Here is a 26,337-nt window from a genome sequence, read left to right as displayed (position 1 = left end):
GGTGGCCGCGCCGGCCGCCTTTCCCGGCGCCGGTGGACCTGGTCTTGAGAGGGGGTGCACCATGCGCAAGATGCCGTTCCGCAAGATGCCGTTCTGAGGTTAGCCACCTGACCGGCGGCGGGCCGGGTCGCGCAGCCGTTCCGGCCCGCCGCTTCCCCTGAACCTGGCAGGAGGCCAGCCAGATGCGCGTTCGCGCGCCCGGATTCGTCCGCCGCTCACCGTACTGGCCGGTGCTGCGGCATCCGCTGCTTCGCCGCGTGCTGCCCGGGATCGGCGTCTCGTCGCTCGGGGGCGGCATGAGTCCCGTCGCCATCGGCTGGCTCGCCCTGACCATTGCGCCGCACTCGTCGCGAGGAACCTGGGTTGCGCTCGCGGTCGCGGCGAATCTGCTGCCCGGCGCGGTGGGCGCGATCGCACTCGGGCGGTGGCTCAACGGCCGAAGCGGTCCGCAGTTGGCCGGCTGGGATGCGCTGCTGCGGGCCGTCGTGTTCCTGGTGATCGCGGTGCTCGGCATCACCGGCACGCTGAACATCGGCCTCTACGTCGCACTGATCGCGATCTCCGCGGTGCTGCAGGCGTGGGGCAAGGCCGGGCGCTACACGATGCTGTCGGAGCTGTTGCCGAAGGAGCAGCATCTGGCCGGGAACTCGCTGGTCAACGTGATGCTCGAACTGTCCACCATCTTCGGTCCGCTGCTGGCCGCGCTCATCATCGCCAGGTCCGGTCCGGCCTGGGTCTTCGTCGCCGTCGCCGGCACCTACGGGCTCCTCGCGGCCACGTACGGCTTTGCGGTGCCGCCGGAGGCGCGCCGGGCGGTCGTGCGGGGCGGCGCCTCCCGATCGGCCGGGCTGCGCGCCATCGCCGGCGACCGGGCCCTGATCGGGTTGCTGCTGCTCACGTTCGGCTTTTTCGCGATGTACGGGCCGGCTACGGTGGCGATCCCGCTCTACGTGGTGAACGAGCTGCACGCCTCTGCCGCCACTCTCGCTGGCTTCTACACCGCCTTCGGCATCGGCGCGGTCGTCGGCGCGTTCGTCTCCGGCCATCTGCAGCGGTGGCCGTTGCTAGGCACCACCATCGGCGTGGTGCTGTGCTTCGGGCTGGCGCTGCTGCCGCTTGGCATCGGCGTGCCGACCGTCGTCGCGTGGACCGCCTTCGGGCTGTGCGGGGCGATCTGGGGACCGTTCCCCACCACGACCACCACCTTGTTCCAGCGCTCGACGCCTGCGGACATCCTGCCGCAGGTGCTGGCCGCCCGCACCGCCCTGACCGGCCTGGCCGTGCCGTTGGGCGCGACCCTCGGCGCGCCGATGGTGGCGGTGCTTGGGGCGCGCGGCACGCTGCTGACCTCGTCGCTGGCGCTCATCGCGCTGGGGGTCGTCGCGGCGGCCTGCGTCCTGCTCTCCCGGGCGCGACCGGCCGAAACCGATCAGGAAGAGCTTGTCATGGAGGGGAAACGATGAGCACGCTGATCATCAGCAACTGCACCGAGGAGATCGTCGGCCCGCTGGCCGCCGTGCCGCCGGAGAAGCGCGCGTCCTTCGGCTGGGGCGCGCAGCGGATGCTGTGGTACGCCAGGGACGGCGACGTGGTGATCCTGCCCAAGCAGCCCGACGAGACGTTCCTGCGCTACGTCACCGGCCTGACCCGCACCGACCCCGCGACGCTTCAGATCCTGACCCCGCCGCCGGGTGACTTCGGCCCGGACATCCTCACCCCGGACCGGCTCGGCACCCCCGAGATCGTCGCGGCCCTGGCCGAGGTGGCCGCCGGCCGGGACATCACCGACGTGATCAGCATCTACGCGGACACCTCCATCGCCCGGTTGGTGCGCGAGGCCGGCTGCGAGCGGGCCCTCGCCGGGCACGCATTCTGCGCCGAGAACGGGGTGGCGCTGGCCAACAGCAAGGCCGTGTTCCGGGCGGTGGCGGCCGGCGCCGGAGTGCCGATCGCGCCCGGGATCATCGCGCGGCGACCGGCCGAGGCGGTCAGGGCCATCGATGGCCTGCTCAGCTCGGGAAAGCACGCCATGGTCAAGCTGGACTTCGCGGCCGGTGGGCACGGCAACGAAATCCTCAGCCCGGTGCCGGGCGTCCGGGCCGCCGGTGCGCGCAACGTGGTCGTCCTGACCGGCATCCCCGAGATCGAGCGGTACGTGCAGGAGCGCTGGACCTGGCTGACCGGCGGACGGGACGAGCGGTTCGTCATCGAGCGGTACGTGCCGGACGCCGTCACGGCGTACGCGGAGTTCTCGGCCACCGACGAGGGCTGCCGGCTGCGCGGCACCGGCGAGATCCTCATGGAGCCGGTGGCCGTCGGGGAGATCATCCCGCCGCAGTCGGTGCGGCCGGACGTCCTGGACCGGCTGGTGCGCGACGGGCACCGGGTCTGCGAACGGTTCCGGCACCTGGGCTACCGCGGCAACATCTGCGCCGACGCCATCGTGGCGCCCGACGGCGAGGTGCTGTTCACCGAGACCAACGGCCGCCTTACCGCCAGCACGCACCTACACCACAACATCGTCGCCCGGGTGGTCGGCCCGCAGCGCCGCGACGAGCGGGTGTTCCTGGAACGCGGCGGCAAGCTGGCGGTCGGCTCGTATGCTGGCGCGCTGGACCGGCTGGCGGCGGCCGGGCTGGCGTTCGACCCGGCGACCGGCACCGGCGTGATCCTGACCGCCAACTACGTGCCGGTCAGCGGCAGGGCCACCTACTGCGTCGTCGACAAGGACCTGGAGTCGGTCCGAGCCACCGAGCGGCACGTGCAGGCACTGTCGGACCTGGCCGCATGACCGCCCTCTGGGACGCCACGGAACAGCCGCTGGTCAGCCGGGCGGTGCACTCCTGGGACGAATTCACCGCGTTGCGGGAGGTCGTGGTCGGCGACGCGACCCACTCCCGGGTGCCACCGCAGACCGATCCGTCGGCGTGGCTCAACTGTTACCCCGACCTCTCCCCCGCCGAGCTGGCGCTGGTCCAGGTCGGCGACTTCCCGCGGCGGGTCGTCGAGGAGAGCAACGAGGACCTGGCCGAGCTGGTGCGCCTCCTGCGCTCGCTGGGGGTGACCGTGCACCAGCCGGCCGCGTTCGACCACGCGCTGGAGTACGGCGGCCCGGGCTGGCGCAGCCAGGGGCGCAGCTCCTACTGCCCGCGGGATCTCGCGCTGGTGGTCGGCTCGACCATCATCGAGAGCCCCAGCCCGATGCGGGCGCGGTACTTCGAGCTGTTCGGGCTGCGCCCGCTGTTCCGGCAGGCCCTGCTGGACGGCGCGACCTGGCTGGCGGCGCCCCGGCCGCAGCTGCGCGACAGCCTGTTCGGCGTGGGCGCCGACGACCTGCCGACGCTGGGCGAGGAGGAGCCCGCCTTCGAGGCGGCGAACGTGCTGCGCCTCGGCCGGGACGTGTTCTACCAGGTGTCTCGCAGCGGCAACGAGCTGGGGCTGCGCTGGCTGGAGTCCACGCTGCGTCTGTTGGGCGTGCGGGTGCACCCGATCCGGGGCCTGTACCAGGGGACGCACATCGACAGCACGATCTGCTTCCTGCGGCCGGGGCTGGTGCTGCTCAACCCGGATCGCGTCCGGCCCGAGACCGTGCCGGAAGCCCTGCGTGGCTGGGACCTGCTGTGGTGCCCGCCGATGGTCACCGGGCCGACGGCCCTGCCGTACACGTTGAGCACACCGTGGGTCGGCATGAACCTGCTGATGGTCAACCCGGAATGCGCGATCGTGGACACGGCGCAGCGACCGCTCATCGACCTGCTGGAGCGGCACGGCATCACGGTGGTGCCGCACCGGCTGCGGCATTCCCGCGTCCTGGGCGGCGGGTTCCACTGCGTCACGCTCGACCTGGTCCGCGAGGGAGGGCGTGAGGCGTACCTGTGACCGGGCCATCCAGCGGCCCGGTCGCCGGGGCGACGGTGGTCGGGCTGGCCGGTGTCGCTGGCGCAATTTCGTACTCGCAACATGGGCGGCGGGTGAGACTCCCGCCGCCTACCCGGCCATTTCGTTGGCCCGTCGTTCCGGCCTACCTGGTCTCCGTTCGTGCGGACGTCAAGAGCCTGCGGACATGTCGTTCGGTCACACCGAGGTGCGATGTCCGCCCACCGCGTTGGCGTTGACGTCCGGGTGCGCCCGATCGCCGGGGCGTGTCCGATGTCCGCACGGTGGTACCTCCGGCCCACCAGCCGTTTTCCCTGGTCAGCCATGCTGCCGACGACCCAGGCGAACCGCGTCGAGGTCTTGAGACCACGAGTAGCCCATGGCAGGCTCGTGCCGCATGAACGATGAATTCGCGAAAGCCAACCTGCACGGGAGACTGCGGCGGGACCGCAAGGCGCTGCTCTGGAAACTCGACGGCTTGTCCGAATACGACGCCCGCCGACCTTTGACAGCGACCGGGACCAACCTCCTCGGCCTGGTCAAACACGTGGCCACCGTCGAGGCCAGGTACTTCGGCGAGGTCTTCGACCGCCCTTCCCCGGAACCGCTGCCCCGGTGGCAGGACTCCAACGGCAGCGATCTGTGGGCGACCGAGGACGAGACCGGCGATCAGATCATCGGGTTCTACCGGCGCACGTGGGAACACTCGGACGCGACGATCAACGAGCTTCCCCTCGACGCCCCCGGCCACGTGCCGTGGTGGCCGGAGCCTCATGCCGACACGAACCTGTTCGCCGTCATGGTCCATGTCCTCGGCGAGTCCATCCGGCATGCCGGGCACGCCGATATTCTGCGCGAGGGCCTCGACGGCCGGACCGGGTTGCGCGCCGAACACGAGAAGCAGATCGACGAGGAAGCCCGTGCAGCCTACTGCGCGAAGATCGAGCAGGCCGCCAGGTCGGCCGCACCAATCAAGGCTTAGGGCCTGTCGCGCGCGGCCGGCAGCAGTCCTCATCTGGTCCTCAAGATGCCGGACCGCGACCACCGACGCTGAGAGATGCCGACAGGCATCTCCGCAGTGTTGGTGTTCGCTGTTGGCGGGTACGCCGTCTACGACCGGTTCATCAAAGAGGACTCGGGTATTGCCGCGTGTAAGGCGATGTCGGAGGACAAGCAGATCGACGGCAGCCCGAAGGACTCCGACGCTGGCGACGACGATCTGTCGGAGGCCGAGTATCGGGAGGCGCGGAAGATTTTCGAGGACTCCCGACACGACAAGATCCGTGAGCATGGGACGGCGTTGATGGATTTGCTGTGGCGGGTGCAGCAGATGCCCGAGGACGACGGTGGAGCGTTGGCGTTCATCGGGCCGATGGGCACGCACGTTTCGGGGTTGCAGACGGCGTGCGCGGATGAGGGGTTCATCATCAAGCTCGACAGTTGATTCGGGTTTTGTGGTAGCCGGTTGCCTTGGGGGCGGCTGCTGTCCGGGTGATGGGGGACAGGCCGGCACCCGGACGACCGTCAGGGCCGGAGGTGTACGACTGCCTGTGGACCTATGCGGCGTCAGCCTCGCGGGAGCTGCGCGATGCGCCAACCGCCACCATCCCCACACCGGCGAGCGTGATTGCGGCGCTAACGGCCCACGACACCTGAGGGAAGTTGTCCGCCGACGTGTTCACCCTCATCCCTGGCTTCAGGAACGCGTCGCTTGGAGGTCCGGTCGCGATCACCCAGTCTGACCATGCCGTTGCCAGCTCCGAGCAGGCGTGAGCCGCTGCGACTGACAGCAGGAACAACCCCAGCGGGAGCAGCCAATGTCTGTCGGCCCGCCACCCTGACAGCGCGAATGCTCCTATGGCCACAACGGCTGCGAGCAGCGCCGGCCACACCGTCGCAGCTAGGTCGAGCAGCGGTTGACGGTCGCTGCCGCGCCCGAGGCTCAGCCCGAGCCACGTAAGCAGCGTCAGCGCGAGGACGCTCGTCACCGCACCTCGCCGCCTGCCGCGTGACGGCAACGCCAGCGCGCCGGCCGCCAGACAGACAACACCGAGCAGCAGGCCGAGGGCGGCGAGCCTTTCGCGGTCGATCATCTCCCGTGCCGGCTCCGACATGGCCATCGTCGCCACCCCTTGGCCGTACGTCAGCCAGCCTGCTTCGTCGGCCTGCTCCCGCCACCAGAGCAGCCTCGTCGCCGCCACCGCGGCGAGTAGCCCGATACCAACGGCGACCGGCCACCTCACTCGACGTGCACCTCGCTCCAGCAGCACGTACCCGAGTAGGGCGAGCAACATGACGAGGGTGAACTGCAACGACGCGGCAGGCATGGCGAGCAGCGCCGCCGCGATCGAGAGCAGACCAGCCACGGCGGATCCGACGAGCAGGCCGGACGAGAGGCGCATGGCCAAGATCGTGGCAGGAAGCGGCCGTGCGTGTGGTCCCGAAAGGGGAGCGCACCGGCTCAGGCCATCGCCGTGCAGCCCACGTTTGTGCGTTCTCGTCGGCATCGAACCCTCATGCACGCTAGACCTGAGCATTCCTGTAGGTGGAACATCGGTTCGGATAGCCGGGGCCCCAGCCAGCTCGGAATCAACCGTTCGGCTTGGCGAGCCAACCCTCAGACCTATTGACTTACCTGCGCGTATACGACTGGCAGAGCTGCCAGATGTGCGGCTTAACGGGCAACCCGGCAGGAGCGGTCAAATCGGCGCTTGAAGCCCGTCGACCAAGCCACTGTTCCATGTGGCGCAACTATGTTCCGCTCTGCGTTTTTCTCCGCTAGTCTTCCCTCACCACGACGGCGGGGGCCGGACGGCAAAGAGGGCCAACAGTGCCCTACCGAGAGCGGAGGGGCAGGGGTCACGTGCCGAACAACGTCTTGATCGAAGCCGTGCGGAAGGGGGTGCGCGTCTTCGACCTAGGTCGGCTTCTCTTCGTGGGAATGCCCCAGTCGCCAAACCACCCGCACTACTGGCACGCGCTGCCGCGCCGGCACGGGGACATGGTGCGGGCCGACGGTGGCTCCGCCTCGAACGACATCATCACGATGGGCACCCACGTCGGCACGCACATCGATGCCTTCGCCCACGTGTCTCAGGACGGTCGCCTCGTCGACGGCTCGGACGCCTATGACGCCTCCGTCGGCGGTCGGTTCGCCAAGCTCGGCGCGCACACCATTCCCCCAATGGTGTGCCGTGGCGTCCTGCTCGACGTACCGACGGCCCTCGGCACCCCGGAAGGGTGTGCTCCCGGCTACGAGATCACGCCCGATGACCTGGAGGCCACCCTCGAACGGCAGGGCGGGTCCGTCGAGGCCGGCGACGTCGTCCTGATCCGTAGTGGCTGGGGTCGACACTTCGACAACCCGGACCGTTCCGTGTTCATCGGCGGCGACTCCGGCGTACCGGGCATCAGCGAGGCCGGCGCGCGCTGGCTCGCGGAGCGGGGCGTCCTCGCCGCGGGCGCGGACACCATCGCCTTCGAGTGCCTCCGGCCCGGCGCGGGGCACAGTGTCCTGCCCGCGCACCGGGTGCTGCTTGTCGAGTCCGGCATCTACATCATGGAGACGCTCGACCTTGAGGATCTCGCCGCCCAGCGCGTGCACGAGTTCGTCTTCGTCGCCTCGCCGCTCAAGTTCTACGGTGCGACCGGCTCGCCCATCCGCCCGTTGGCGGTGACGACCGGTGAATGAGGTGACCCTCGCGCAGACGATCGCGCGCTTCGCCGCCCAGACCCGCTACGAGGATCTGCCCCACGAGGTGGTTGCCAGTGTGCGGCAGCGGGTCCTGGACACCCTCGGCATCTGCATCGCGGCGCAGAGCCTCGACAGCAGCCGGGCGGTCATCGACTACGTCGCCGAGCAGGGCGGTGCTCCTCAGGCTCGCGCGATCGGCGTGCCGCACCGGGTTCCCGCCGCGCTCGCCGCCTTCGGCAACGGGGTGCTCGCGCACTCCCTCGACTACGACGACACGCACCTGCCGTCCGTACTCCACCCGAGCGCGAGCATCGTGCCGAGCGTGCTTGCCGCCGCCGAGCGTGCCGGCGCCGATGGGCGTACGGCGGTCACTGCCATCGCCGTCGGCCTGGAGGTCTGCGTCCGCATCGGCATGGCCGGCTACGACCGGGAGGCCGGCAACTCCGTGTTCTTCGAGCACGGGCAGCACGCGACCTCGATCTGCGGTGCCCTCGGTGGGGCAGTGGCAGTGGGTGTCATCCTCGGTCAGAACGAGGAACAGCTCACGAGCTCCCTCGGCGTCGCGGCGTCCATGGCCGCAGGCATCATCGAGGCCAACCGCACCGGTGGCAACGTCAAGCGACTGCACTGCGGCTGGGCCGCGCACTCCGCAGTGACCGCCGCCGACCTGGTCAGCCGGGGCATCACGGGGCCGCCGACAGTCCTCGAAGGACGGTTCGGGTTCTTCCAGGCGTTCCTGCGCGGCGAGTTCGACCCCGCCGCCATCGTCGAGGGCCTGGGAACCGAGTGGGAGGTGCCCAGGATCTTCTTCAAGCCGTACCCCGCGAACCACTTCACCCACGCCGCCATCGACGCGGCCACCGGGCTGCGGCGCCGCGGAGTGGACCACCGCGAGGTACGTCGCCTCACCCTCGGTGCTCCCGCGCCGGTGATCCGGACGATCGGCGAGCCGATCGAGGGCAAGCGTCGCCCGACCACGGGCTATCAGGCCCAGTTCTCGGGCCCGTACGCGGTGGCCGTCGGCCTGCTCGGCGGAGGCGGTGGCCTCGGGGTCGCCCTCGACGACTACACCGACGCACTCGCTGTCGACCCGACACGTCGGGAGATCATGGACAAGGTGAGCGTCGTCGCCGACGACGAGTGCACCAAGATCTTCCCCAGCCAGTTCCCAGCGGTCCTCACCGCCGAACTCGTCGACGGCTCGGAGGTCACCGAGCGGGTCCTCGTCAACAGGGGCGGTCCAGAGAACCCGCTCTCCGACGACGAGGTCGCCCTCAAGTTCCGTGACAACGCCGGTCGGCACCTTCCCGAGACGGTGGTGGCGCGGATCGCCGCGCACTCGCTGGCTCTCGACGAATTGAGCGACGTCGGAATCGTCCTCTCGTCGCTCGACGACGCGGCGGATTCCGCGAACACCAGTGCCGCGCAGGAGGGCCAGCTATGAACTACGACCTCATCGTCCGCAACGTTCGTCTCGTCACCCACGAGTCGCCGCAGACCGTGCTCACCGACATCGCCGTGACCGACGGGCGGGTGGCCGCCGTCGGTCACCTCGGCGATGCCACAGCGACGACGACCGTCGACGGTGGTGGCAAGCTCGCGCTGCCCGGTGTCGTCGACGCCCACCAGCACTGGGGCATCTACAACCCGCTGGAGATCGACGCCGAGACGGAGTCGAAGGCGGCGGCCCAGGGCGGCGTGACGACGGGCCTCAACTACATCCGCACCGGGCAGTACTACCTCAACAAGTCCGGCGCGTACCGGGACTTCTTCCCCGAGGTCCTCGAGCGCACCCAGGGCCGGGCGTACATCGACTACGCCTTCCACCTGGCGCCGATGTCCAAGGAACACATCAGCGAGATCCCCGAGCTCATCGAGGAGCACGGCGTCTCGTCGTTCAAGATCTTCATGTTCTACGGCGGCTACGGCCTGCACGGCCGGTCGGCCGACCAGAGTTCGTTCCTCATGACGCCGGAGGGGGAGCGCTACGACCTCGCGCACTTCGAGTTCGTCATGCGCGGCATCCAGGCGGCCCGCAACGCCGCGCCGCAGATCGCCGACTCCATCTCCCTCAGCCTGCACTGCGAGACCGCCGAGATCATGTCGGCGTACACCGCGATGGTCGAGCAGGAGGGTCAGCTCACCGGGCTCGAGGCGTACTCCGCCTCCCGGCCGGCGCACTCCGAGGGCCTGGCGATCTCCATCGCCTCCTACCTCGCGCACGAGACGCAGCTGGCGAACATCAACCTGCTGCACCTGAGTGGACGCAAGGCCGTCGAGGCTGCCCTGCTCATGGCGCGTACGTTCCCGCACATCAACTTCCGCCGCGAGGTCACTATCGGTCACCTCGTGGCCGACTACCACAGCGCGTCCGGCATCGGCGGCAAGGTGAACCCGCCGCTGCGCTCGCGTGACGACGTCGAAGGGCTGTGGGAACACGTCCTCGCCGGCGAGATCGACTGGGTGGTCAGCGACCACGCCTGCTGCCGTGACGAGATGAAGTTCGGGTCCGAGCGCGACAACGTCTTCGTCGCCAAGTCCGGCTTCGGCGGCGCGGAGTACCTGCTGCCGGCGCTGATCAGCGAGGGCCGCAAGCGTGGCCTCGGCTGGGACCGGATCGCGGCCCTCACCGCCTGGAACCCCGCCGAGCGGTACGGGCTGTCCGGTCGCAAGGGCGTCATCAAGGTGGGGTACGACGCGGACTTCTGCCTCGTCGACGATTCCCGGTCGTGGACCGTACGCGCCGAGGACTCCCTGTCGACGCAGGAGTACACGCCGTTCGAGGGCTTCGAGCTGTCCGCATCGGTCACCGACACGTTCGTGCGCGGCCACCACGTCTTCGTCGACGGTGCCATCCAGGGCGAGCCCCGCGGTGAGTACCAGCGGCGCCCGCTCACCAGCGAGTAAGAGACCCGGCAGGACTGCGTGGGGATGGGAGACCGCACGATGCGTATGGACGGGTTCGTCCTGGGGGCCGGCCCCGCCGGTCGCTGCGATGACTACCGCGTCGGCGGTGCCGTCGTGCACCGTACCGACGACGGCTGGCTCATGTGGTACTACTGCCGCGACCGCGCCTACGACCGGCCGGCGCCGGGAACGCTGGGGTCCGGGCGGGTCGCACTGGCGACCTCGCGCGACGGCATCCGGTGGAAGCGGTACGACGGCCCGGACGAACTCGGCTCGGTGTTCGCCCCGAGCGGTGACCCGACAAGCTTCGACGCCTCCCATGTCGGGCTCACCGACGTCACCTTCGACGGGCAGCTCTGGCATCTGTGGTACTTCGGGGGCGACCTGACCGAACGGGCGAGCAGGACGGCGCTCGGTGCGGTGACGGGTCTCGGGATGCGCCCGGGGCACGCCACCAGCCCGGACGGGGTGACGTGGACCCGCGTCCCCGGCCCGGCCACCGGCGGCGCCCTGCTCGACTACCCGCCGGACCGGCTCTACTGCGCGTGGCCGAACGTCTTCGGTGACCACGACGGGACGCTCTACGTCCAGACGACCTCACCGACCCTCGACCTCGGCTCGTTCCGTACGGACACGTTCACGTCCACCGATGGGGTCGTGCTGACCGAGGTGGGCCCGCTCGTCTGGGCCGACGGCGTACGGCATTGGGACGAGGGGGGCATCGTGACGAGGCAGGTGCTCCCCAACCCGTTCGACGGGGGGCGTCGCTGGCTGATGCTCTACACCGGCCTCGACGAGCACCACGGCCGTTCGGTCGCGACTGCCGATTCCGACGACGGCCGGCACTGGCACCACCAGTCCGACGGTCCGGTCCTGACCGCCGGGGAGCCCGGCGCGTGGGACAGCCTCGGAGCGGCGGCGACCCGGCTGGTCCCGGTCGACGGCCGGCTGCACCTGTACTACTACGGCTTCAGCTCGCTCGCCGACGACGACTCGCCACGCGGGATCGGTCTCGCGATCGCCGACCGTCGGCCAGGGGCATCGTTCCGACGCGTCAGGGTGCCCGACGAACAGCACTGAGGTGGCCTCTCGGGCACCCGAAGGAGGAAATGAGATGGCGGACGTCAACCTGCTCGTGGCTGGCGCGGGCGGCGGCATCGTCGCGGCGTTGCGGGCCCAGGAGCTCGGTCTCTCGGTCGCGGTGATCGACGCGAACGAGCACTTTCTGCGGGCCAACAACACGTCGATGTCGACAGCCATGATTCCGGGTGCCGGATCGCGGTTCCAGCGCGAGGCGGGAGTCGATGACTCGCCGGAGACCTTCGCCGAGGACGTCCGGCGCAAGACGAAGGGGCGTGCCAACCCGGTCGTCACCGAGGCGTTGAGTCAGATCTCGGCCCCCCTCGTCGAGTGGCTCGCCGACTCGCTCGAACTCCCGCTCGAACTCGTCACGGACTTCGAGTACCCCGGGCACACGCGGCACCGGTGCCACACCGTGCCGGGGCGGCACGGCACGATCCTGCTCGGCATGCTCCACCGTGTCGCCCGGGAGCGGGGGATCGACGTCATCGTCCCCGCGCGCCTGGTGACGGCCCGGCACGAGGGTGACGTCGTCATCGCCGTGACCGAGCAGCCGGACGGGACGCGGGAGGAGATCTCCTGCGACGCCCTCGTCCTCGCGACGAACGGTTTCGGGGCCGACCCGGCGCTCATCGCCGAGCACACCCCGGAGATCGCCGGCGCCGTCTACCACGGCAGCGAAGCCTCGCGCGGCGACGCCCTGCGCATCGGGCGGACGTTCGACGCGGCAGTCGACTGCATCGACGCGTACCAGGGCCATGGTGCGCTCTCGCTCAGCGGCACGCTCGTCGGTTGGGCGACGGTGATGCACGGCGGGTTCATCGTCAACACGGGCGGGGACCGCTTCGCCGACGAGACGCAGGGTTACTCCGAGTTCGCCGCCCTCGAACTCACCCAGCCGGACAACCGCGCGTTCATCATCTTCGACCAGCGGATCCACGACGCCTGCCTCGCCTTCGAGGACTTCCGCCAGACCAAGGAGTCCGGGGTGCTGCGGCAGGGCAACTCGGTGGCCGAGTTGGCCGAGCGGCTGGGCCTGCCCGCCGACCGGCTTGAGGCGTCCTTCACGCAGGCAGCGGCCGGACGTCTCGGCGAGACCGACAGGTACGGGCGCTCCCGTTGGGGCGACGTGGACCTGGTCGCTCCGTTCTACGGGGTCGAGGTGCGCCCCGCGCTCTTCCACACTCAGGGAGGGCTTTCCGTTGACGCGACGGCGCGCGTCCTCAATGGCGCCGGTGCTCCCATTGCCGGGCTCTACGCGGCCGGTGGCGCCGCCGTGGGCATCAGCGGTAGGGGAGCGGACGGCTATCTGGCCGGAAATGGGCTGCTCGCGGCACTCGGACTCGCCTTCATCGCGGCCGAGGACGCGGGCCGGCGGCTGGGGGAGCGGACGGCTGGCCAATAGGCCGTTTGACCAGGGTGAAAGCGGCTGTTCGAGTTGCGTCGGCCTCTTGTCCAGCCGACGATCACATCGCTACGCTGCACCCAGCGGAAAGACGTTACATATAAAGGAATCTGCGGCGCTCGCACTTGGAGGTACGAACGTGAAGACGGGTCTCAAGCAGCGTGGCCGGGCCAACTTCAACCTGCTGGCGGATCTGGCCGCGTGGAGCGGCCGGGAGCTGCAGGCGTCGGCCGAGCGGACGCTGGACAAGCAGTTGGAGAGCAGGACCCTCCCCGAGGGCGCCCGCGAGCGGCTGCGCCTCGGCTACGAACTGCTCGGCAACTCCAGGTCGTTTGCCTGGGACCGCTTCTACACCCGGGTCATCGCCGAGCGTCAGTACGTCGCGGCGCTGGAGGCGTACCAGGACGGAGAGGCGGAGATCCGGGCCGAGTACGAGGCGAACGCCGACAAGGGTGGGGTGCTCGAACTCAACCCGGACGTCGAGATCCCTGATTACTGGACGACGGAGTTCCACCTCACGCCCGGTGGCTGGGACGGCCACGAGCACATGGGCTTTATGATCCACGACTACGTCTACGACCTGATCTTCGCGACCGGCGGGATCGGCGCCATCAAGCCCGGCGACCACTTCTCCGACCTGCGCTACGTGGCCGCCGTCGAGGGCAACCGCGACCACTACGACAACATCCTCGAACTCGGCGTCGGGACCGGCCGTTACGCCCTGGCGCTTCAGCGCGCCTACCCGAACGCGAAGATCCACGGCGTCGACCTCGGCGCGAGCGAGCTGCTGCACGCCAAGCTCATCGCCGCCCGCAGTGGCTTCGAGTGGAACCTGCGCCAGGCCCAGGCCGAGGCCACCGGCTACGACGCGGACACCTTCGACCTCACCTCGGCCTTCATCCTCTTCCACGAGATCCCGGCGCCGGCCGCCAAGGCCGTTGTCCAGGAAGCCTTCCGGGTGACCAAGCCGGGCGGGGAGTTCCTGGTCGCGGACGTGGCGCCCTACAGCGAGCACGAGAACCTCTTCCGCTCCGTCGTGCTCGACTGGGAGACGGAGAACCGCAACGAGCCGTTCTGGCGTGGCGCGCTCCTCACCGACCGCAGGGCACTGCTCGAATCCGCCGGGTTCGTCGACGTCCAGGAATACAGCGTGGGCACGGCCAACTACCCGTGGATCACCAAGGGCGTCAAGCCCGCAGCCTGAGGCACCACGCCCTCGATCTCGAGAAAGCCAGCGCGGGGTCGACATCCCCTACCGCCGCTCGCTGTGAACGCCTGCGTCCGGGCGTCGTCGGTCGGGCACCGCGCCACCCCTGAGAGGAAGTCATGGAAGTTCCCAAGTACCTGGAGAACGCAACGACCGACGATCTTGTTCGGATGATCGCGGGCCTCGCCGAGGAGTTGTGGGTGACCAAGGACCGGCTTCTCGTCCTTGAGGAGATCCTCGCGGGCAAGGACCTGCTGTCGGACTCGACAGTCGACGAGCACCTGCCCTCCGAGCAGTTGCAGAAAGTGCTCCAGCGTGAACGGACCCGCCTCATCAAGCGCGTTTTCGGCGCGCCGGAAATGGACCACTGACATGACGACTCTCATCGACCCCGCGCTGCGCTCCACGCTCGGGCAGGCTCTCGGCCTCACCGGACGCACCATCGTCGTCACCGGCGCCAACTCCGGCATCGGGCAGGCTCTGGCCCTCGGCCTCGTCGAACTCGGCGCCAACGTGCTCGGTGTCGCCAGGCGTGCGGAAGGACTGGCCGCCGTCGCCGAGCAGGCCGGCCCCTCGTTCGCGTACGCCATCGCCGACGTCACCGACGAGGCTGCCGTCGAGGCGGCAATGGACCGCGCCGTCGAGACCTTCGGTGGTCTGCACGGTGTCGTCGCCAACGCCGGTATCGCCGTCGTCCAGCCCGCTCTCGACGTCAGCGCCGACGACTTCCGCTCCGTCGTGGACACGAACATCAACGGCGTGTTCATCACGGCCCGCAGCGGGGCCCGGCGGATGACCGAGGGCGGCTCGATCGTCCTGACCAGTTCGAGCTTCGCCCGCCGCGGCTTCCCCGACTGGTCGAGCTACAACGCGAGCAAGGCCGCCGTGTCGATGCTCGCCGAGACCCTCGCCGTCGAGTGGGCGTCGCGCGGCGTCCGCGTCAACGCGATCGGCCCGACCGCGACGCTGACGCCTGTCAACGAGGCGCTCTTCGCCGACCCGGGCTTCACCGCGTCGGTCGTCGCGGGCATCCCGGCCGGCCGCATCCTCGACGCCCGTGAGCTCATCCTGCCCACCGCTTTCCTGCTCAGCCCGCTCAACGAGATGGTCCTGGGCCAGACGCTCATGGTCGACGGCGGCCAGACCCTCTGAAACGGCTTCGAGACGGCTTCGAGCACCACAACCCTGGAGACCTCGCTATGACCCACAACAGCCCCCGCGTCGTCCACGACGTACCCGACGCGTCTTTCCCTGACTGGTACCCGAGCAGCCCGGTCGTCACCGCCGGCCCGTTCGCGTTCACCGCCTCGATGAGCGCCACCGACTTCGACAACGGCGGGCTCGCCGAGGCAGCCCAGGTCGAGCCCGGCCTGCCGCTGCACAGCGGCCACCCCGTGAAGAAGCAGGTTCGCGAGGTGTACCGCCGCCTCGACTCCGCACTCACCGTCGCCGGGTCGAGCCTCGACCAGGGCGTGTGCATCAACCAGTGGCAGCCGACCTTCCACACCGACGGTCGCCTGGACCCGGAGTGGACGCCGCGCTACCAGACCCACTGGGAGGACTGGCGCTTCGGCGCGCACTCCTACATCCAGGGCCGCGACGAGTTCCTCCTGTCCGACCGCCCGGCGAGCTGCCTGCTGCCCGTCGAGCGTCTCCTCGCCACCGACACCCACATCGAGATTCAGCTCATCTCGCTGCTCAACGATTCCGGCATCGAGAAGCGGGCGTACGCGCATGACGTCCACAACCCGCTCGGCGGCTACTCGGTCGGTGTCGAGTCCGGCCCGTACCTGTTCAGCGCCGGTTTCATCCCCACCGACTTCGAATCGGGTCTGCACCCGAACGCCCGGGTGCCGCAGCACATCTGGTACGGCAACCAGGTCGCCGCGGAGACCGACGAGACGCTGCGCCAGATCCGCATCACGATGGAGGCGGCCGGCGGACAGTGGAGCGACGTCATCAAGGTCGTCATCTACCTGACGCCCGAGGGCGTCCGGCAGTTGCCCGCCATCGACGAGGTCTGGGCCAAGCACTGGCCGACCGAGCCGCCGGCGCGCACCATCGTCCCCGTCTCCGGCATCGGCGGGGTCAAGGGCGGCAACGTCGAGATCTACGTCATCGTGGCGCGCCCCGAGCACGGCGGCGACCGCCACATCGTGCACACCGACAACGCGCTCGCGCCCATCGGGCACCAGGTCCAGGCCGTCCGCAGCGGCTCCCTGCTGTTCCTCTCCACCCAGCTCGGACGTACCGCCTCGGGTGCGCCCGACAGCGCCCTCGCCCGGAGCCTGCCGCACACCCGCCGGCACATCGTCGACCAGGTACGGCGCATCCACGACGACGTCGCGGCGATCTGCACGGCCGCCGGCACGTCGATCGAGAACGCGGTCCGCGCCGACCTGTTCCTGTCCGACCTCGAGGACGTACCCGCCGTCTTCCAGGCCTGGCCGGAGCCCTTCACCAACGGGCTGCCCGCCGCCGGGTTCTACGAGATCCCCAAGGGCTTCCAGGAGGTCCCCGGCTGCGACCTCAGCGTCGACCTCATCGTCCACATCCCGTGAGCAGCGAGGCGTACCGGACCGTGACCGAGACCAACGCCCGCATCGACGAGGTCCGCGACGGCATGCGGATCCTGTGGGACGTCACCATCACGATGGACGACGGCCTGCCGCTCGCCGCCGACGTGTTCCTGCCGGAACAGCCCGGACAGTATCCGGTGCTGATCAGCTACGGCCCGTACGCCAAGGGTCTGCCCTTCCAGGAGGGCTACCCCACGGCGTGGGAGGCGCTGTCGAGCAGCCACCCCGACGTCGCCGAGGGCAGTTCCTGCGCGTACCAGAACTGGGAGGTCGTCGACCCGGAAAAGTGGGTGCCGCACGGGTACGCCGTCGTGCGGGTCGACTCCCGGGGCTGCGGCCGTTCGCCCGGCTACATCGAGCACTTCTCCGCACGCGAGACGGCTGACTACGTCGCGTGCATCGAGTGGGCGGCGGACCAGCCCTGGTCGACAGGCAAGGTCGGCACCTCGGGGGTGTCGTACTTCGGGATGAACCAGTGGCAGGTCGCGTCGGAGCGGCCACGCGGTCTCGCCGCGGTCTGTATCTGGGAGGGCGCGAGCGACTTCTACCGCGACGCGTCCCACCACGGCGGCATCCTGTCGACGTTCTGGGAGCACTGGTACGACAAGCAGATCAAGGTCGTCCAGTACGGCCTCGGTGACCGTGGTCCGGTCAACCCGATCACCGGTCTGAACGTGTGCGGCGACGAGACCCTCAGCGACGACCAACTCGCCGCGAACCGGAGCGACTTCGGCGCGATCATCCGCTCCCACCCGCTGCTCGACGACTGGTACCGCGAGCGCTCCGGCGTGCTGGAGAACATCGAGGTGCCGTTGCTCAGCGCCGGCAACTGGGGCGGCTCCGGGCTGCACCTGCGCGGCAACGTCGAGGGCTTCCTGCGCGCCGGCAGCGCGCAGAAGTGGCTGGAGATGCACGGCCTGGAGCACTGGACGACGTACTACACGGACTACGGGCGACAGATCCAGCTCGCGTTCTTCGACCACTTCCTCAAGGGCGTCGACAACGGCTGGGACCAGCGCCCGCCCGTGAGTCTGCTCGTCCGCTCGCCCGGCGAGGTCTACGAGGAGCGGGCCGCGTCCGCGTGGCCGCTGCCCGAGACGGCGTGGCAGCGCCTCGAACTCGACCCGGTCCGGCTCGACCTCGTCGAGAAGGGCGGGGCCGAGGCGGGATCCGTCGAGTTCTCCGGCGAGCAGGACGTCACGTTCCGGCTCCCGGTGTCGGACGCCGACCGCGAGGTCAGCGGCCCGGTCTCGGCGAAACTGTTCGTGTCGACCGACTCGGACGACGCCGACATCTTCCTCACCGTGCGGCTGTTCGACAGCGAGGGCAAGGAGGTCACCTTCGCCGGTGCCGTCGACCCCAACGCGCCGATCAGCATGGGGTGGCTGCGCCTGAGCCACCGCGAGCTCGACGAGGCCGCCTCCACCGAGTGGCGGCCGATCCACCCGCACTCGCGCACCCTGCCCGTCGAGGCGGGCACCGTGTACGAGGTCGACGTCGAGGTGTGGCCGACCTGCATCGTCGTTCCCGCCGGTCACACGCTCGCGGTGACAATCGGAGGCCGGGACTACGAGAACCCGGAGCTCAAGGACGCGGTGACGATGTCCAACTTCAAGAACGCGATGAAGGGCTGCGGGCCGTTCCTGCACGACGACCCGATCGACCGCCCGGCGCAGCGGTACGCCACCCGGGTGCGCGTGCACTGTGGAGGCGAACACCGATCGAGCATCCTGCTGCCCTTCCAGGAGCGCTGATCGTCGTGTCCGCGGACTCCGTGGGTCTCCCGCAGCTTCCCCCGTGGCTGCGGGAGGCCCTACGGTCTGCCGTCTCGGCGGAACTGGTCGAGCGGGTCGTGGCAGTCGACCTCGACGCGGCCTTCGACCATCTGCGCGACGACGAGGAGTTCGTCGCGCAGTTGACAGCGAGCGTCACGGAGAACGTGCGCACCCTGCACCGGGTGGCGATGGGCGAGGTCCGCATCGAGGAACTCGACCTCGTGCAGCCCCGGCGCCTCGCCGTGGTCCAGGCCCGGCGGCGCGTCGTGCAGGCATCACTGCAACTGTCGTACCGGGTCGGGTTCCTCACCGTCTGGCGGGACTGGGTGGCCCGCCTCGACGCCGTCGAGACGGACCCGGCCCGCCGGGGCGAGGGCGCCCGCCTGCTCACCGAACTCGTCATGGCCTACCAGAACGCGGCACTGGCCCAGGTCGCCCGGGAGCACATGCTCTCCGAGGAGAGCCTCCAGCGGTCGCGGGACCACCTCCGCTTCCGCCTCGTCAAGGACCTGCTCAGCGACGATCACGTACCGGACAAGTTCGAACTGCTCGGGCTCGGCTACGACATCGACGCCGACCACATCGCGGTTGCCACTCGCGGCGATGCCGGCGGCACCGACTGGGTACGACGCGCCCAGAGCACCTGTGCGGTGACGGACGTCCTGCACCACCCCGAGCAGGACGGCACCCAGGTGCGCTTCCTCGCCCGCCGCGCGTGGACCGCCGATGCGCGGACGGGACTACGCCGGCTGCTTGTCGAGGGCGGTATCGCCGCCGAGGTCAGCGCACCCGCCCGCGGTCTTGAGGGGCTGCGCCACAGCTACGGCCAGATCGGGCGGGTTCGTCGGATCCGGGAGGCGTTCGCCGGGAAACACCGACGCCACCAGCTCGCCGGTGACGGCGTCCTCGAATACGCCGACGTCCGTCTGGAGGCGATCTTCCTCGACGACCTGCCCATGGCGGCGCAGCTCGTCGAGGAGGAACTCGCGGCCCTCAGCGGCACTGGCAGCGGGCTCGACGTGCTGCGCGAGACCCTGTGTGTCTGGCTGCGCGAGCGCAACTACGCGGCGACAGCGCGCGCCCTGCACCTGCACGAGAACACGGTGCGCAACCGCATCCACCGGATCGAGGAGATGCTCGGCCACGACCTCCAGTCCCGCCAGGCCGAACTCATGCTCGCGCTGCGCCTGCACGACCTGCTCGCCGGCCTGGACGAGACCGTCACACCGATCCGCCGTGTGAGGTGAGCAGTTCCCGGGCCCGCTCGGTGGCCAGGACCGCGTACTGCCGCATCGCCGTCTTGACGGCGTCCAGGTCACGCTGCTGGTAGCCGCCGACGATCCGCTTGTGGACGTCGACGAACTGCGAGGAGCTCTTCCGGGTCTTACCGAAGCTCTGCGCCATGATGGTCGGCATGGCCAGCGCCTCGTACTGGGCGATGGCGCGGCGGTTGCCCGACAGGCCGACGAGGAAGCGGTGGAACCTGTCGTTGGCCGCGAGGTAGGCGTCGAAATCGGTGAACTCGTCGTTGAGGATGAACCCGCACAGTTCGCTGCACAGCTGGTCGAGGACGGCCAGGTTCTCCCCGGTGACCGAGCCGACCGTCAGGTCGGCGATCCCCGTCTCGATGATCGCGCGCGCCTCGAACGCCTCCGCGGCGTCGTCGACGGTGAAGGGTGCGACCCGGTGGCCGTAATCCGTCGACGTGACGAGCCCTTCCCGGCGCAGTGTCGACAGTCCGGCGAGGACGGCTGCCGGCTCGACGTCGAGGCGTCGGGCCAGCTGCGGGACGTCGATGTCGTCGTTGCCGTCGATCTCCCGCGCGAGGATCATGTCCCGCAGCCGCTGGTACACCTGGTTGAAGCGGTCGAGGGTGAGGCCACCGAACCCGCCGCGGAAGTACGTCAGGGGCAGGCCCTCGCGCGCCTGCGCGTCAAGCGCCCTACCGATGAAGATGCTGTGGCTGCCCGCCTGCACAGTGTCGGACACCTCGCACTCGATCGAGGCGAGCGCGTCGGTGAGGACGGGATTGCCGAGGACACCATCGTGGGTGCGTACGCCCGTGAACTTGTCGTCGCTGGGGCGGGCGAACTGTAGCGCCAGCTGCTCCTGACCCTCGCCGAGGATGTTGAGGCAGAAGGTGCCAGCCTCAGCGATGCTGCGCTCGGTCGGTACCGACCGGTTCACGCACACCAGCACCATCGGCGGGTCGAGCGACAGCGAGGTGAGCGCGCTCACCGTCATGCCCGCGCGTGCCTGGACGCCCCGCGAGGTGAGGATGGCGACGCCGGTGGCGAAGCAGCCGACGACGTTGCGGAAATGGTCACGGTCAACGTGTGGCGTCCGAACGACGGTCATGGACCCGAGTCAACATCCGAGCGGAGGGCAAGACAATCACGCCTTCCCACAACCTGCCCTGGTCAGGTTGTGGGAAGCCGTAATTGTTCGGGGATTGACCAGCGGATTGACTGATCTCGTGAGACTCGGATACTTCGCCATGCCGCTGCACCGTCCCGGACGTCTGTGGACGGAGACCCTCCATGAGGACCGTGAGGCGGTCATCCTCGCCGATCGGCTCGGTTTCCACGACGCCTTCATCGGTGAGCACCTGACGGACAACCTTGAGAACATCACCAACTCGATGCTGTTCCTGGCGACGCTCGTCAACGACGCGCCACGGATCAAGCTGGCAACCGGGACGACGAACCTGTCCCACCAGCACCCGGCGCTCGTAGCGGCGAACGCGGCGATGTTCGACCACCTGACCGGTGGCCGGTTCATCTTCGGCATCAGCCCGGGGGCGCTGCCGTCGGACGCCGAGGTGCTCGGCATCCTCGACGAGGACCGCAACGCGATGTTCGCCGAGGCCATCGAGGTCATCCTCAAGATCTGGGAGGGCGAGCCGCCGTACGACATCGTCTCTGCCAGCGGGCGCTTCAACGTCTCGACGCGACGGTCGATGGACCTGCCGCTCGGCGTGGGCTACCTGCCCAAGCCCCTGCAGAGCCCGCGTCCGGAGATCGTCGGCACCGTCGTCGCGCCGTTCTCCAAGGGCGTCGTGGAGATGGGCCGCAAGGACTTCCACCCCCTGTCGGCGAACTTCCTGCTCCCGCAGTGGGTGGCCACGCACTGGGGCAAGTACGTCGAGGGCAAGCAGGCCGCCGGGGTCGAGGCGGACCCGGCTGACTGGCGGATCGCGCGGACGGTCTTCGTCGCCGACACCGAGCAGGAGGCCCGTGCCTACGGGCGCGACGACGCGAACAGCCCCTACCGCTTCTACTACGAGCAGATGCTGCGCAAGATGACCAAGCTCGGGCGGCTGGGTCTGTTCAAGCGCGACCGCAACGAGCCGGACGAGGCCATCACCATCGAGCGGGTCCTCGACGACCTCGTCATCTGCGGTACGGCCGAGCAGGTGGCCGAGCAGCTCGTCGCCTTCCAGGAGGAGACCGGCCCGTTCGGGGAACTCGTCTACGCCGGCCTCGACTGGGTCGACGAGAAGCTCGCGCGCCGGTCGATGGAACTCATGGCGACCGAGGTCATGCCGCTCGTCGAGAGGCACGGCAGCGGTGCGTGACAGGATGCCCCAGTTGCCGACGGCGGTCCTGACGCCGGAGCAGCAGGAGGCGGTCGCGGCGATCAGCGCCGGGCCACGGGGTGCTCTCTTCGGGCCCTTCGTCCCCCTGCTGCGCAGCCCCGGTGCGATGGTCCGGCTCCAGGAGGTCGGCGCGTACCTCCGGTTCGGGTCCGGCCTGCCCAAGGCGGTTCTCGAACTGGCCATCCTCCAGGTGGCCCGCGCCCGGAACCAGGCGTTCGAGTGGGGCTACCACTGCCCGCTCGCCCTCGACGCGGGCGTGCCCCGGGACGTCGTGGCGGACGTCGCGGCCGGCCGGGAACCGCGTTCGATGCAGGAGCCGCTGGCCACGGGCTACGCGATCGTCGCCCACGTGCTCGCCGACGACGCGATCCCCGACGAGCTCTACGACAGGGCGATCGACCTGCTCGGCGAGGAGGGTCTCATCGACCTCGTCGTGTGCGCGGGCTACTACACGACCCTCGCCATGGTCATGAACACGACGGGGACCGACGCCGACGCACTCGACCCGCCCGTCGAGATGAGTACGTCATGAGCGCCGTGGTGGTCAGCGGGCGCACCCTGCGGGAGGGTTCCGGCCCGACAGTCGTGCTGCTGCACCCGCTCGGCGCGGGCGCCGACTTCTGGACCGCGGCCGCCGCCGAACTCGACGGCTTCGGCGTGTACGCCGTCGACCTCCCGGGGCACGGTGGCTGCCCGGTCCCCGAGGACCCCTACGACACTGCGGACGTGGCGACCGCGCTCGCGACGCACCTGCGCGGTCTCGGTCACGAGAACGTCCACGTGGTGGGGCTGTCCCTCGGTGGCCTGATCGCCCTTGAGCTCGCCGTGCACGATCCCGGACTCGTCGCCAGCCTCGTGGTGGCGGCAGCCGTCCCGACGTACCCGCAGGACTGGCGCGAGAAGTGGCGCGCTCGCGCCGCCGAGGTCGTCGGTTCGGGCATGGCCCCGTTCGTCGAGCCCACACTGCAGCTGTGGCTCACCCCCGAGGCGCTCGCCGCCGACGGGCCCGAGGTCAGCTACGTACGCCGCGCTCTGGCCGGCACCGACCCGCGCGGCTACGCCCTCGCGTGCCTGGCGCTCGCGACAGCCGACGTCACGCCGCGACTCGGCGAGATAACGGCGCCGACCCTGCTCATCGACGGCCAGCTCGACGCGCCGCTGTTCCACGACGGCGCAGCCCGCCTCGCCGAGGCGATCACCGGCTCCCGCCGCGCGGTCGTCGCCGGGGCGCGGCACGCCAGTGCCCTGGAGTTCGCCGAGCCCTTCGCGCGGCTCGTCGGGGACTGGGCGCGCGTCGGCCACGTCGAAGGGAGCAGGTCATGACCGCGACGGCTCGACCGCGCGTCGGCTTCGTGGGGCTCGGTGTGATGGGCTCGGCGATGGCGGGCAACGTCCTGGCCACCGGCGCCTTCGAGGTCGGCGGCTTCGACATCGACGCGGACCGGCGCCGGGCGTTCGCCGAGGCCGGCGCAGTGGCGTACGACGACCTCGCCGCGCTCGCCGCCGCCAGCGACATCGTGCTCACCTCGCTGCCGAGCGCTGCGGCCTTCGCCGCCGTCCTCGACGGACTCGCCGCGCACGCACGCCCCGGGACCGTCGTCGTCGAGACGAGCACCCTGGACCTGCGTACCAAGCTCGACGGGGCGGCCCGCCTCGCAGGGGCGGGCATCGAGATGCTCGACGCTCCGGTGAGCGGCACCGGCGCGCAGGCCCGGACCGGCGACCTCATCGCCTACGTCAGCGGAGCGCCGGAGGCGATCGAGCGGGCCAGGAGCCTCGTCGAGGCGTTCACCCGCGCCCACTTCGAGCTCGGCGATGTCGGCAAGGGCACTCTCATGAAGCTCGTGGCGAACCACCTTGTCGCGGTGCACAACGTCGCCGCGGCCGAGGCGCTCGGGTTCGCCCAGGACCTCGGCCTCGACCTGCGGCAGGTGCTGGCCGCAGTCGGGGACGGGGCGGGAGCCTCCCGGATGTTCGGCGTTCGTGGTCCCGACATGGTGCAGGGGCGCTACGAGCCGGCGAGCATCCGGATGGACGTCTTCGCCAAGGATCTCGAGATCATCGGCACGGCCGCGGCCGAGGCGGGCACCGCGACACCACTGTTCGACGCCGCCCGGGCCGTCTACCGCGACGGTCTGTCCGACGGCCTCGTGGCCAGTGACACCGCCGTCGTGTTCGAGGTCCTCCGACGGCAGCCACGCCCAAACGAACCGGCGCCCAGCGGGCGACGGGAATCCACGTCGATCACCGACAGAAAGGAACAGCCATGATCACCGGAATCCGCGGTGTGAACATCAAGGTCCGTGACCAGGACAGGTCGGCGAGCTTCTGGACCGAGCAGGTCGGCCTGGAGGTCGTCAGCGACGTCGTCATGCCCGACTTCGCTCCGCGTCGCTGGCTCGAGACCGCCGCCTCGTCGCGCAACGCGCTGATGGTCCTGCACTGGCCGGTCTTCGACGAGGTGGAGTTCTACTCGGGCATCACCTTCACCTGCGATGACATCCACGCGACCTACGAGGAGCTGACCGCCAAGGGCGTCGAGTTCGTCTCCGAGCCGGTCCTGGCCAACTTCGGCTGGTGGGCGTCGTTCAAGGACCCCGACGGCAACGTGTTCGTCGTACGGCAGGAAAAGGGCTGAGCGGCGTTTAAGGTCCCGCGCCCGCCGGTTCTCCGGCGGGCGCGGGCATCAGCGGGGACGACATCACACGACGGGGCTGGAAGGTGGTTGACGATGGTGGAACGCACGGTGATTCTTCCTCGCTGGGTGTACCTCGGCGCCGGTGAGGTACGCACGGGCGCGGCGGTGGTCGTCGAGGGTGATCGGATCGTTCAGATCCTGCCGGCCGAGCAGGCCGAGGGAATCGACGGCCGGCGCATCGAGCTGGCCGACAAGGTCCTGCTGCCGGGGCTGATCAACATGCACACGCACGCGGGGGCCGGCCCGGTCGGCAGGGCCATCTCCGAGGACTACGAGCTGCCGACGGGCATGCCGTTCTACGTGCCGCTGTCGCGGCTGTGGCGGCACGCGTACCGCGAGGAGCTGCGGGAGCAGTTCCGCGCTGTCATCGAGTGGGACGTCCTCGGCATGATGCGGACCGGAACGACGACGATCCTCAACCACGCGTCGACAGACATCGAGGGCTACCTGCACATCGCCGAGCGCGTCGGGGTACGCACCTTCGCCGGCCCGACGATCCCGCTCGACGTCACCCACCGTCTCGGACAGCTCTCCGGTGGCCTGGAGGACCGCAAGCAGACCACCTCGGAGCAGGCCCAGTTGGCCGAGCTCGAAGAGCTGGAGCGGCTCTTCGGGGAGTGGGACGGTGCCGCGGACGGGCGGATCACGATGATCCTCGGACCGGCCGCTGTGCACACCGACGAGTTCAGCGTGCTCGCCGGGGTGGGCGCGGCGGCGCAGCGACTCGACTGCCTCGTCACGACGCACCTTTGTCAGGCGCCGAGCGAACTCGCCACCACCCAGGAGCGGTTCGGCACGACCCCGCTGCGGGTCCTTCAGCGCGCCGAGCTGGCCAACGAGCGGCTGATCGCCGCGCACGGCACCTACCTGCCGGACGAGGACCGCCAGCTCGCCGCCGACACCGGCATCACCATCGTCCACTGCGCCTCGCGCAAGGCGAAGGAAGCTGTCATCTCGCCGTCGGTCTCCTTCATGGACTCGGGCATCTCCGTCGCGCTCGGCACCGACGGCTTCAACTGCGACATGGTCGAGGAACTGAAGTTCACGGCGATGCTCGGCAAGATCGGCGTCGCCCAGTCGCACCGGCCGACCGCCGCCCAGGTCGTCGACCTCGCGACGAGCCACGCCGCCTCGGTCCTGCGCCGCCCGGACCTCGGCGTCATCAAGGAGGGCGCGCGGGCCGATCTCATCGGCGTCGCCATCACCGACCCGTCGATCGCACCGGCCCTGGACGTCGTCCAGTCGCTCGTCTACTACGGCAACGGCCGCGACGTGCAGTTCGAGATGGTCGACGGCGCTGTCGTCATGGAGGACGGCACCTTCGTCGGCGTCGACATCAACGGCGTTCGCGCCCGCGCGGAGGCGGCCCTCACCTCGATCTGGGAGTCGGCCATCGACGCGGGGGTCGTCAACGAGGTCCTCCCGAGCATCAACCGGTCGCAGGCGCTCGCCTAGCTCCGCCGGCCCGGGCCCCGCGCCCGGAACCCCAACCGATCACACCCAGGGCATCTAGGAGGC

At 69.8% G+C, this 26,337-nt stretch carries 24 protein-coding genes; 22 read left to right on the top strand and 2 right to left on the bottom strand.

Annotation, left to right across the window (positions count from 1 at the left end; all coding sequences use genetic code 11):
• Nucleotides 1–230 precede the first annotated feature (230 nt).
• From ADK66_RS08335 to ADK66_RS08315, 5 genes are all read left to right on the top strand, one after another.
• A complete protein-coding gene (locus tag ADK66_RS08335; protein WP_197281462.1) occupies nucleotides 231–1,463 on the top strand; it encodes an MFS transporter in 1,233 nt (410 codons plus the stop codon).
• The gene (locus ADK66_RS08330; RefSeq protein WP_053653332.1) at nucleotides 1,460–2,791 is read left to right on the top strand and encodes a peptide ligase PGM1-related protein; all 1,332 of its coding nucleotides are present in this window, start codon (nucleotides 1,460–1,462) and stop codon (nucleotides 2,789–2,791) included. The genes ADK66_RS08335 and ADK66_RS08330 overlap by 4 nt, the downstream gene beginning before the upstream one ends.
• The gene (locus ADK66_RS08325; protein WP_053653331.1) at nucleotides 2,788–3,879 is read left to right on the top strand and encodes a scyllo-inosamine-4-phosphate amidinotransferase; all 1,092 of its coding nucleotides are present in this window, start codon (nucleotides 2,788–2,790) and stop codon (nucleotides 3,877–3,879) included. The genes ADK66_RS08330 and ADK66_RS08325 overlap by 4 nt, the downstream gene beginning before the upstream one ends.
• A gap of 394 nt (nucleotides 3,880–4,273) precedes the next feature.
• Nucleotides 4,274–4,858: a DinB family protein gene (locus ADK66_RS08320; protein ID WP_053653330.1), complete on the top strand. Its 585-nt coding sequence runs from the start codon at nucleotides 4,274–4,276 to the stop codon at nucleotides 4,856–4,858.
• Nucleotides 4,859–4,954: 96 nt separating this feature from the next.
• A complete protein-coding gene (locus ADK66_RS08315; RefSeq protein WP_053653329.1) occupies nucleotides 4,955–5,320 on the top strand; it encodes a hypothetical protein in 366 nt (121 codons plus the stop codon).
• A gap of 112 nt (nucleotides 5,321–5,432) precedes the next feature.
• Here the strand turns inward: ADK66_RS08315 and ADK66_RS08310 are convergent, their stop codons facing one another.
• Nucleotides 5,433–6,278 carry a hypothetical protein gene (locus ADK66_RS08310; RefSeq protein ID WP_053653328.1) on the bottom strand — a complete coding sequence of 282 codons (846 nt, stop codon included), beginning with the start codon at nucleotides 6,276–6,278 and terminating at the stop codon, nucleotides 5,433–5,435.
• A gap of 539 nt (nucleotides 6,279–6,817) precedes the next feature.
• On the opposite strand from ADK66_RS08310, the gene ADK66_RS08305 reads away from it, so the two are divergent.
• From ADK66_RS08305 to ADK66_RS08255, 11 genes are all read left to right on the top strand, one after another.
• Complete coding sequence (locus ADK66_RS08305; RefSeq protein WP_082377325.1) at nucleotides 6,818–7,567, top strand: cyclase family protein; 750 nt, start codon at nucleotides 6,818–6,820, stop codon at nucleotides 7,565–7,567.
• Complete coding sequence (locus ADK66_RS08300) at nucleotides 7,560–9,014, top strand: MmgE/PrpD family protein (RefSeq protein WP_053653326.1); 1,455 nt, start codon at nucleotides 7,560–7,562, stop codon at nucleotides 9,012–9,014. The genes ADK66_RS08305 and ADK66_RS08300 overlap by 8 nt, the downstream gene beginning before the upstream one ends.
• Entirely contained in the window at nucleotides 9,011–10,477 is a 1,467-nt protein-coding gene (locus ADK66_RS08295) for a dihydroorotase family protein (protein WP_053653325.1), read from the top strand. Before ADK66_RS08300 ends, ADK66_RS08295 begins: the two co-directional genes overlap by 4 nt.
• A 39-nt stretch (nucleotides 10,478–10,516) precedes the next feature.
• A complete protein-coding gene (locus ADK66_RS08290) occupies nucleotides 10,517–11,557 on the top strand; it encodes a hypothetical protein (protein ID WP_157552337.1) in 1,041 nt (346 codons plus the stop codon).
• 34 nt (nucleotides 11,558–11,591) lie between these two features.
• The gene (locus ADK66_RS08285) at nucleotides 11,592–12,962 is read left to right on the top strand and encodes an FAD-binding protein (RefSeq protein WP_053653323.1); all 1,371 of its coding nucleotides are present in this window, start codon (nucleotides 11,592–11,594) and stop codon (nucleotides 12,960–12,962) included.
• 139 nt (nucleotides 12,963–13,101) lie between these two features.
• Nucleotides 13,102–14,166 (top strand): class I SAM-dependent methyltransferase, encoded by a 1,065-nt coding sequence (locus tag ADK66_RS08280; protein ID WP_053653322.1) that lies wholly within the window; start codon nucleotides 13,102–13,104, stop codon nucleotides 14,164–14,166.
• Nucleotides 14,167–14,288: 122 nt separating this feature from the next.
• The gene (locus tag ADK66_RS08275) at nucleotides 14,289–14,540 is read left to right on the top strand and encodes a hypothetical protein (RefSeq protein ID WP_053653321.1); all 252 of its coding nucleotides are present in this window, start codon (nucleotides 14,289–14,291) and stop codon (nucleotides 14,538–14,540) included.
• Nucleotide 14,541: 1 nt separating this feature from the next.
• Nucleotides 14,542–15,321, top strand: coding sequence for an SDR family NAD(P)-dependent oxidoreductase (locus ADK66_RS08270; RefSeq protein WP_053653320.1), 780 nt, complete (start codon nucleotides 14,542–14,544; stop codon nucleotides 15,319–15,321).
• 47 nt (nucleotides 15,322–15,368) lie between these two features.
• Nucleotides 15,369–16,730: a RidA family protein gene (locus ADK66_RS08265; protein ID WP_053653319.1), complete on the top strand. Its 1,362-nt coding sequence runs from the start codon at nucleotides 15,369–15,371 to the stop codon at nucleotides 16,728–16,730.
• Nucleotides 16,727–18,502 (top strand): CocE/NonD family hydrolase, encoded by a 1,776-nt coding sequence (locus ADK66_RS08260; RefSeq protein WP_197281460.1) that lies wholly within the window; start codon nucleotides 16,727–16,729, stop codon nucleotides 18,500–18,502. The genes ADK66_RS08265 and ADK66_RS08260 overlap by 4 nt, the downstream gene beginning before the upstream one ends.
• Nucleotides 18,503–18,507: 5 nt before the next feature.
• Nucleotides 18,508–19,770, top strand: coding sequence for a CdaR family transcriptional regulator (locus ADK66_RS08255; RefSeq protein ID WP_053653318.1), 1,263 nt, complete (start codon nucleotides 18,508–18,510; stop codon nucleotides 19,768–19,770).
• Here the strand turns inward: ADK66_RS08255 and ADK66_RS08250 are convergent.
• Nucleotides 19,745–20,881 carry a flavin reductase gene (locus tag ADK66_RS08250; protein WP_053653317.1) on the bottom strand — a complete coding sequence of 379 codons (1,137 nt, stop codon included), beginning with the start codon at nucleotides 20,879–20,881 and terminating at the stop codon, nucleotides 19,745–19,747. The two genes, ADK66_RS08255 and ADK66_RS08250, sit on opposite strands and share 26 nt — an antisense overlap.
• A gap of 118 nt (nucleotides 20,882–20,999) precedes the next feature.
• Here ADK66_RS08250 and ADK66_RS08245 point away from each other — a divergent pair, with 118 nt between their 5' ends.
• The 6 genes from ADK66_RS08245 (at nucleotide 21,000) to ADK66_RS08220 (ending at nucleotide 26,274) form a co-directional block, all read left to right on the top strand.
• Complete coding sequence (locus ADK66_RS08245) at nucleotides 21,000–22,100, top strand: LLM class flavin-dependent oxidoreductase (protein ID WP_053653316.1); 1,101 nt, start codon at nucleotides 21,000–21,002, stop codon at nucleotides 22,098–22,100.
• 13 nt (nucleotides 22,101–22,113) lie between these two features.
• Nucleotides 22,114–22,653 carry a carboxymuconolactone decarboxylase family protein gene (locus tag ADK66_RS08240; RefSeq protein WP_167943090.1) on the top strand — a complete coding sequence of 180 codons (540 nt, stop codon included), beginning with the start codon at nucleotides 22,114–22,116 and terminating at the stop codon, nucleotides 22,651–22,653.
• Nucleotides 22,650–23,444 carry an alpha/beta fold hydrolase gene (locus ADK66_RS08235; protein ID WP_053653314.1) on the top strand — a complete coding sequence of 265 codons (795 nt, stop codon included), beginning with the start codon at nucleotides 22,650–22,652 and terminating at the stop codon, nucleotides 23,442–23,444. Before ADK66_RS08240 ends, ADK66_RS08235 begins: the two co-directional genes overlap by 4 nt.
• Nucleotides 23,405–24,391 carry an NAD(P)-dependent oxidoreductase gene (locus ADK66_RS08230; protein WP_369814768.1) on the top strand — a complete coding sequence of 329 codons (987 nt, stop codon included), beginning with the start codon at nucleotides 23,405–23,407 and terminating at the stop codon, nucleotides 24,389–24,391. The genes ADK66_RS08235 and ADK66_RS08230 overlap by 40 nt, the downstream gene beginning before the upstream one ends.
• Nucleotides 24,388–24,759 carry a VOC family protein gene (locus ADK66_RS08225; RefSeq protein ID WP_053653312.1) on the top strand — a complete coding sequence of 124 codons (372 nt, stop codon included), beginning with the start codon at nucleotides 24,388–24,390 and terminating at the stop codon, nucleotides 24,757–24,759. Before ADK66_RS08230 ends, ADK66_RS08225 begins: the two co-directional genes overlap by 4 nt.
• Nucleotides 24,760–24,852: 93 nt before the next feature.
• Nucleotides 24,853–26,274, top strand: coding sequence for an amidohydrolase family protein (locus tag ADK66_RS08220; protein ID WP_053653311.1), 1,422 nt, complete (start codon nucleotides 24,853–24,855; stop codon nucleotides 26,272–26,274).
• Nucleotides 26,275–26,337 lie beyond the last annotated feature (63 nt).

This window comes from Micromonospora sp. NRRL B-16802 (assembly GCF_001279555.1).
In the GTDB taxonomy this organism is placed as follows: domain Bacteria; phylum Actinomycetota; class Actinomycetes; order Mycobacteriales; family Micromonosporaceae; genus Micromonospora; species Micromonospora profundi.
The sequence above is the reverse complement of the archived record's forward strand: the minus strand, read 5'-3'. Positions and strand labels throughout refer to the sequence as shown.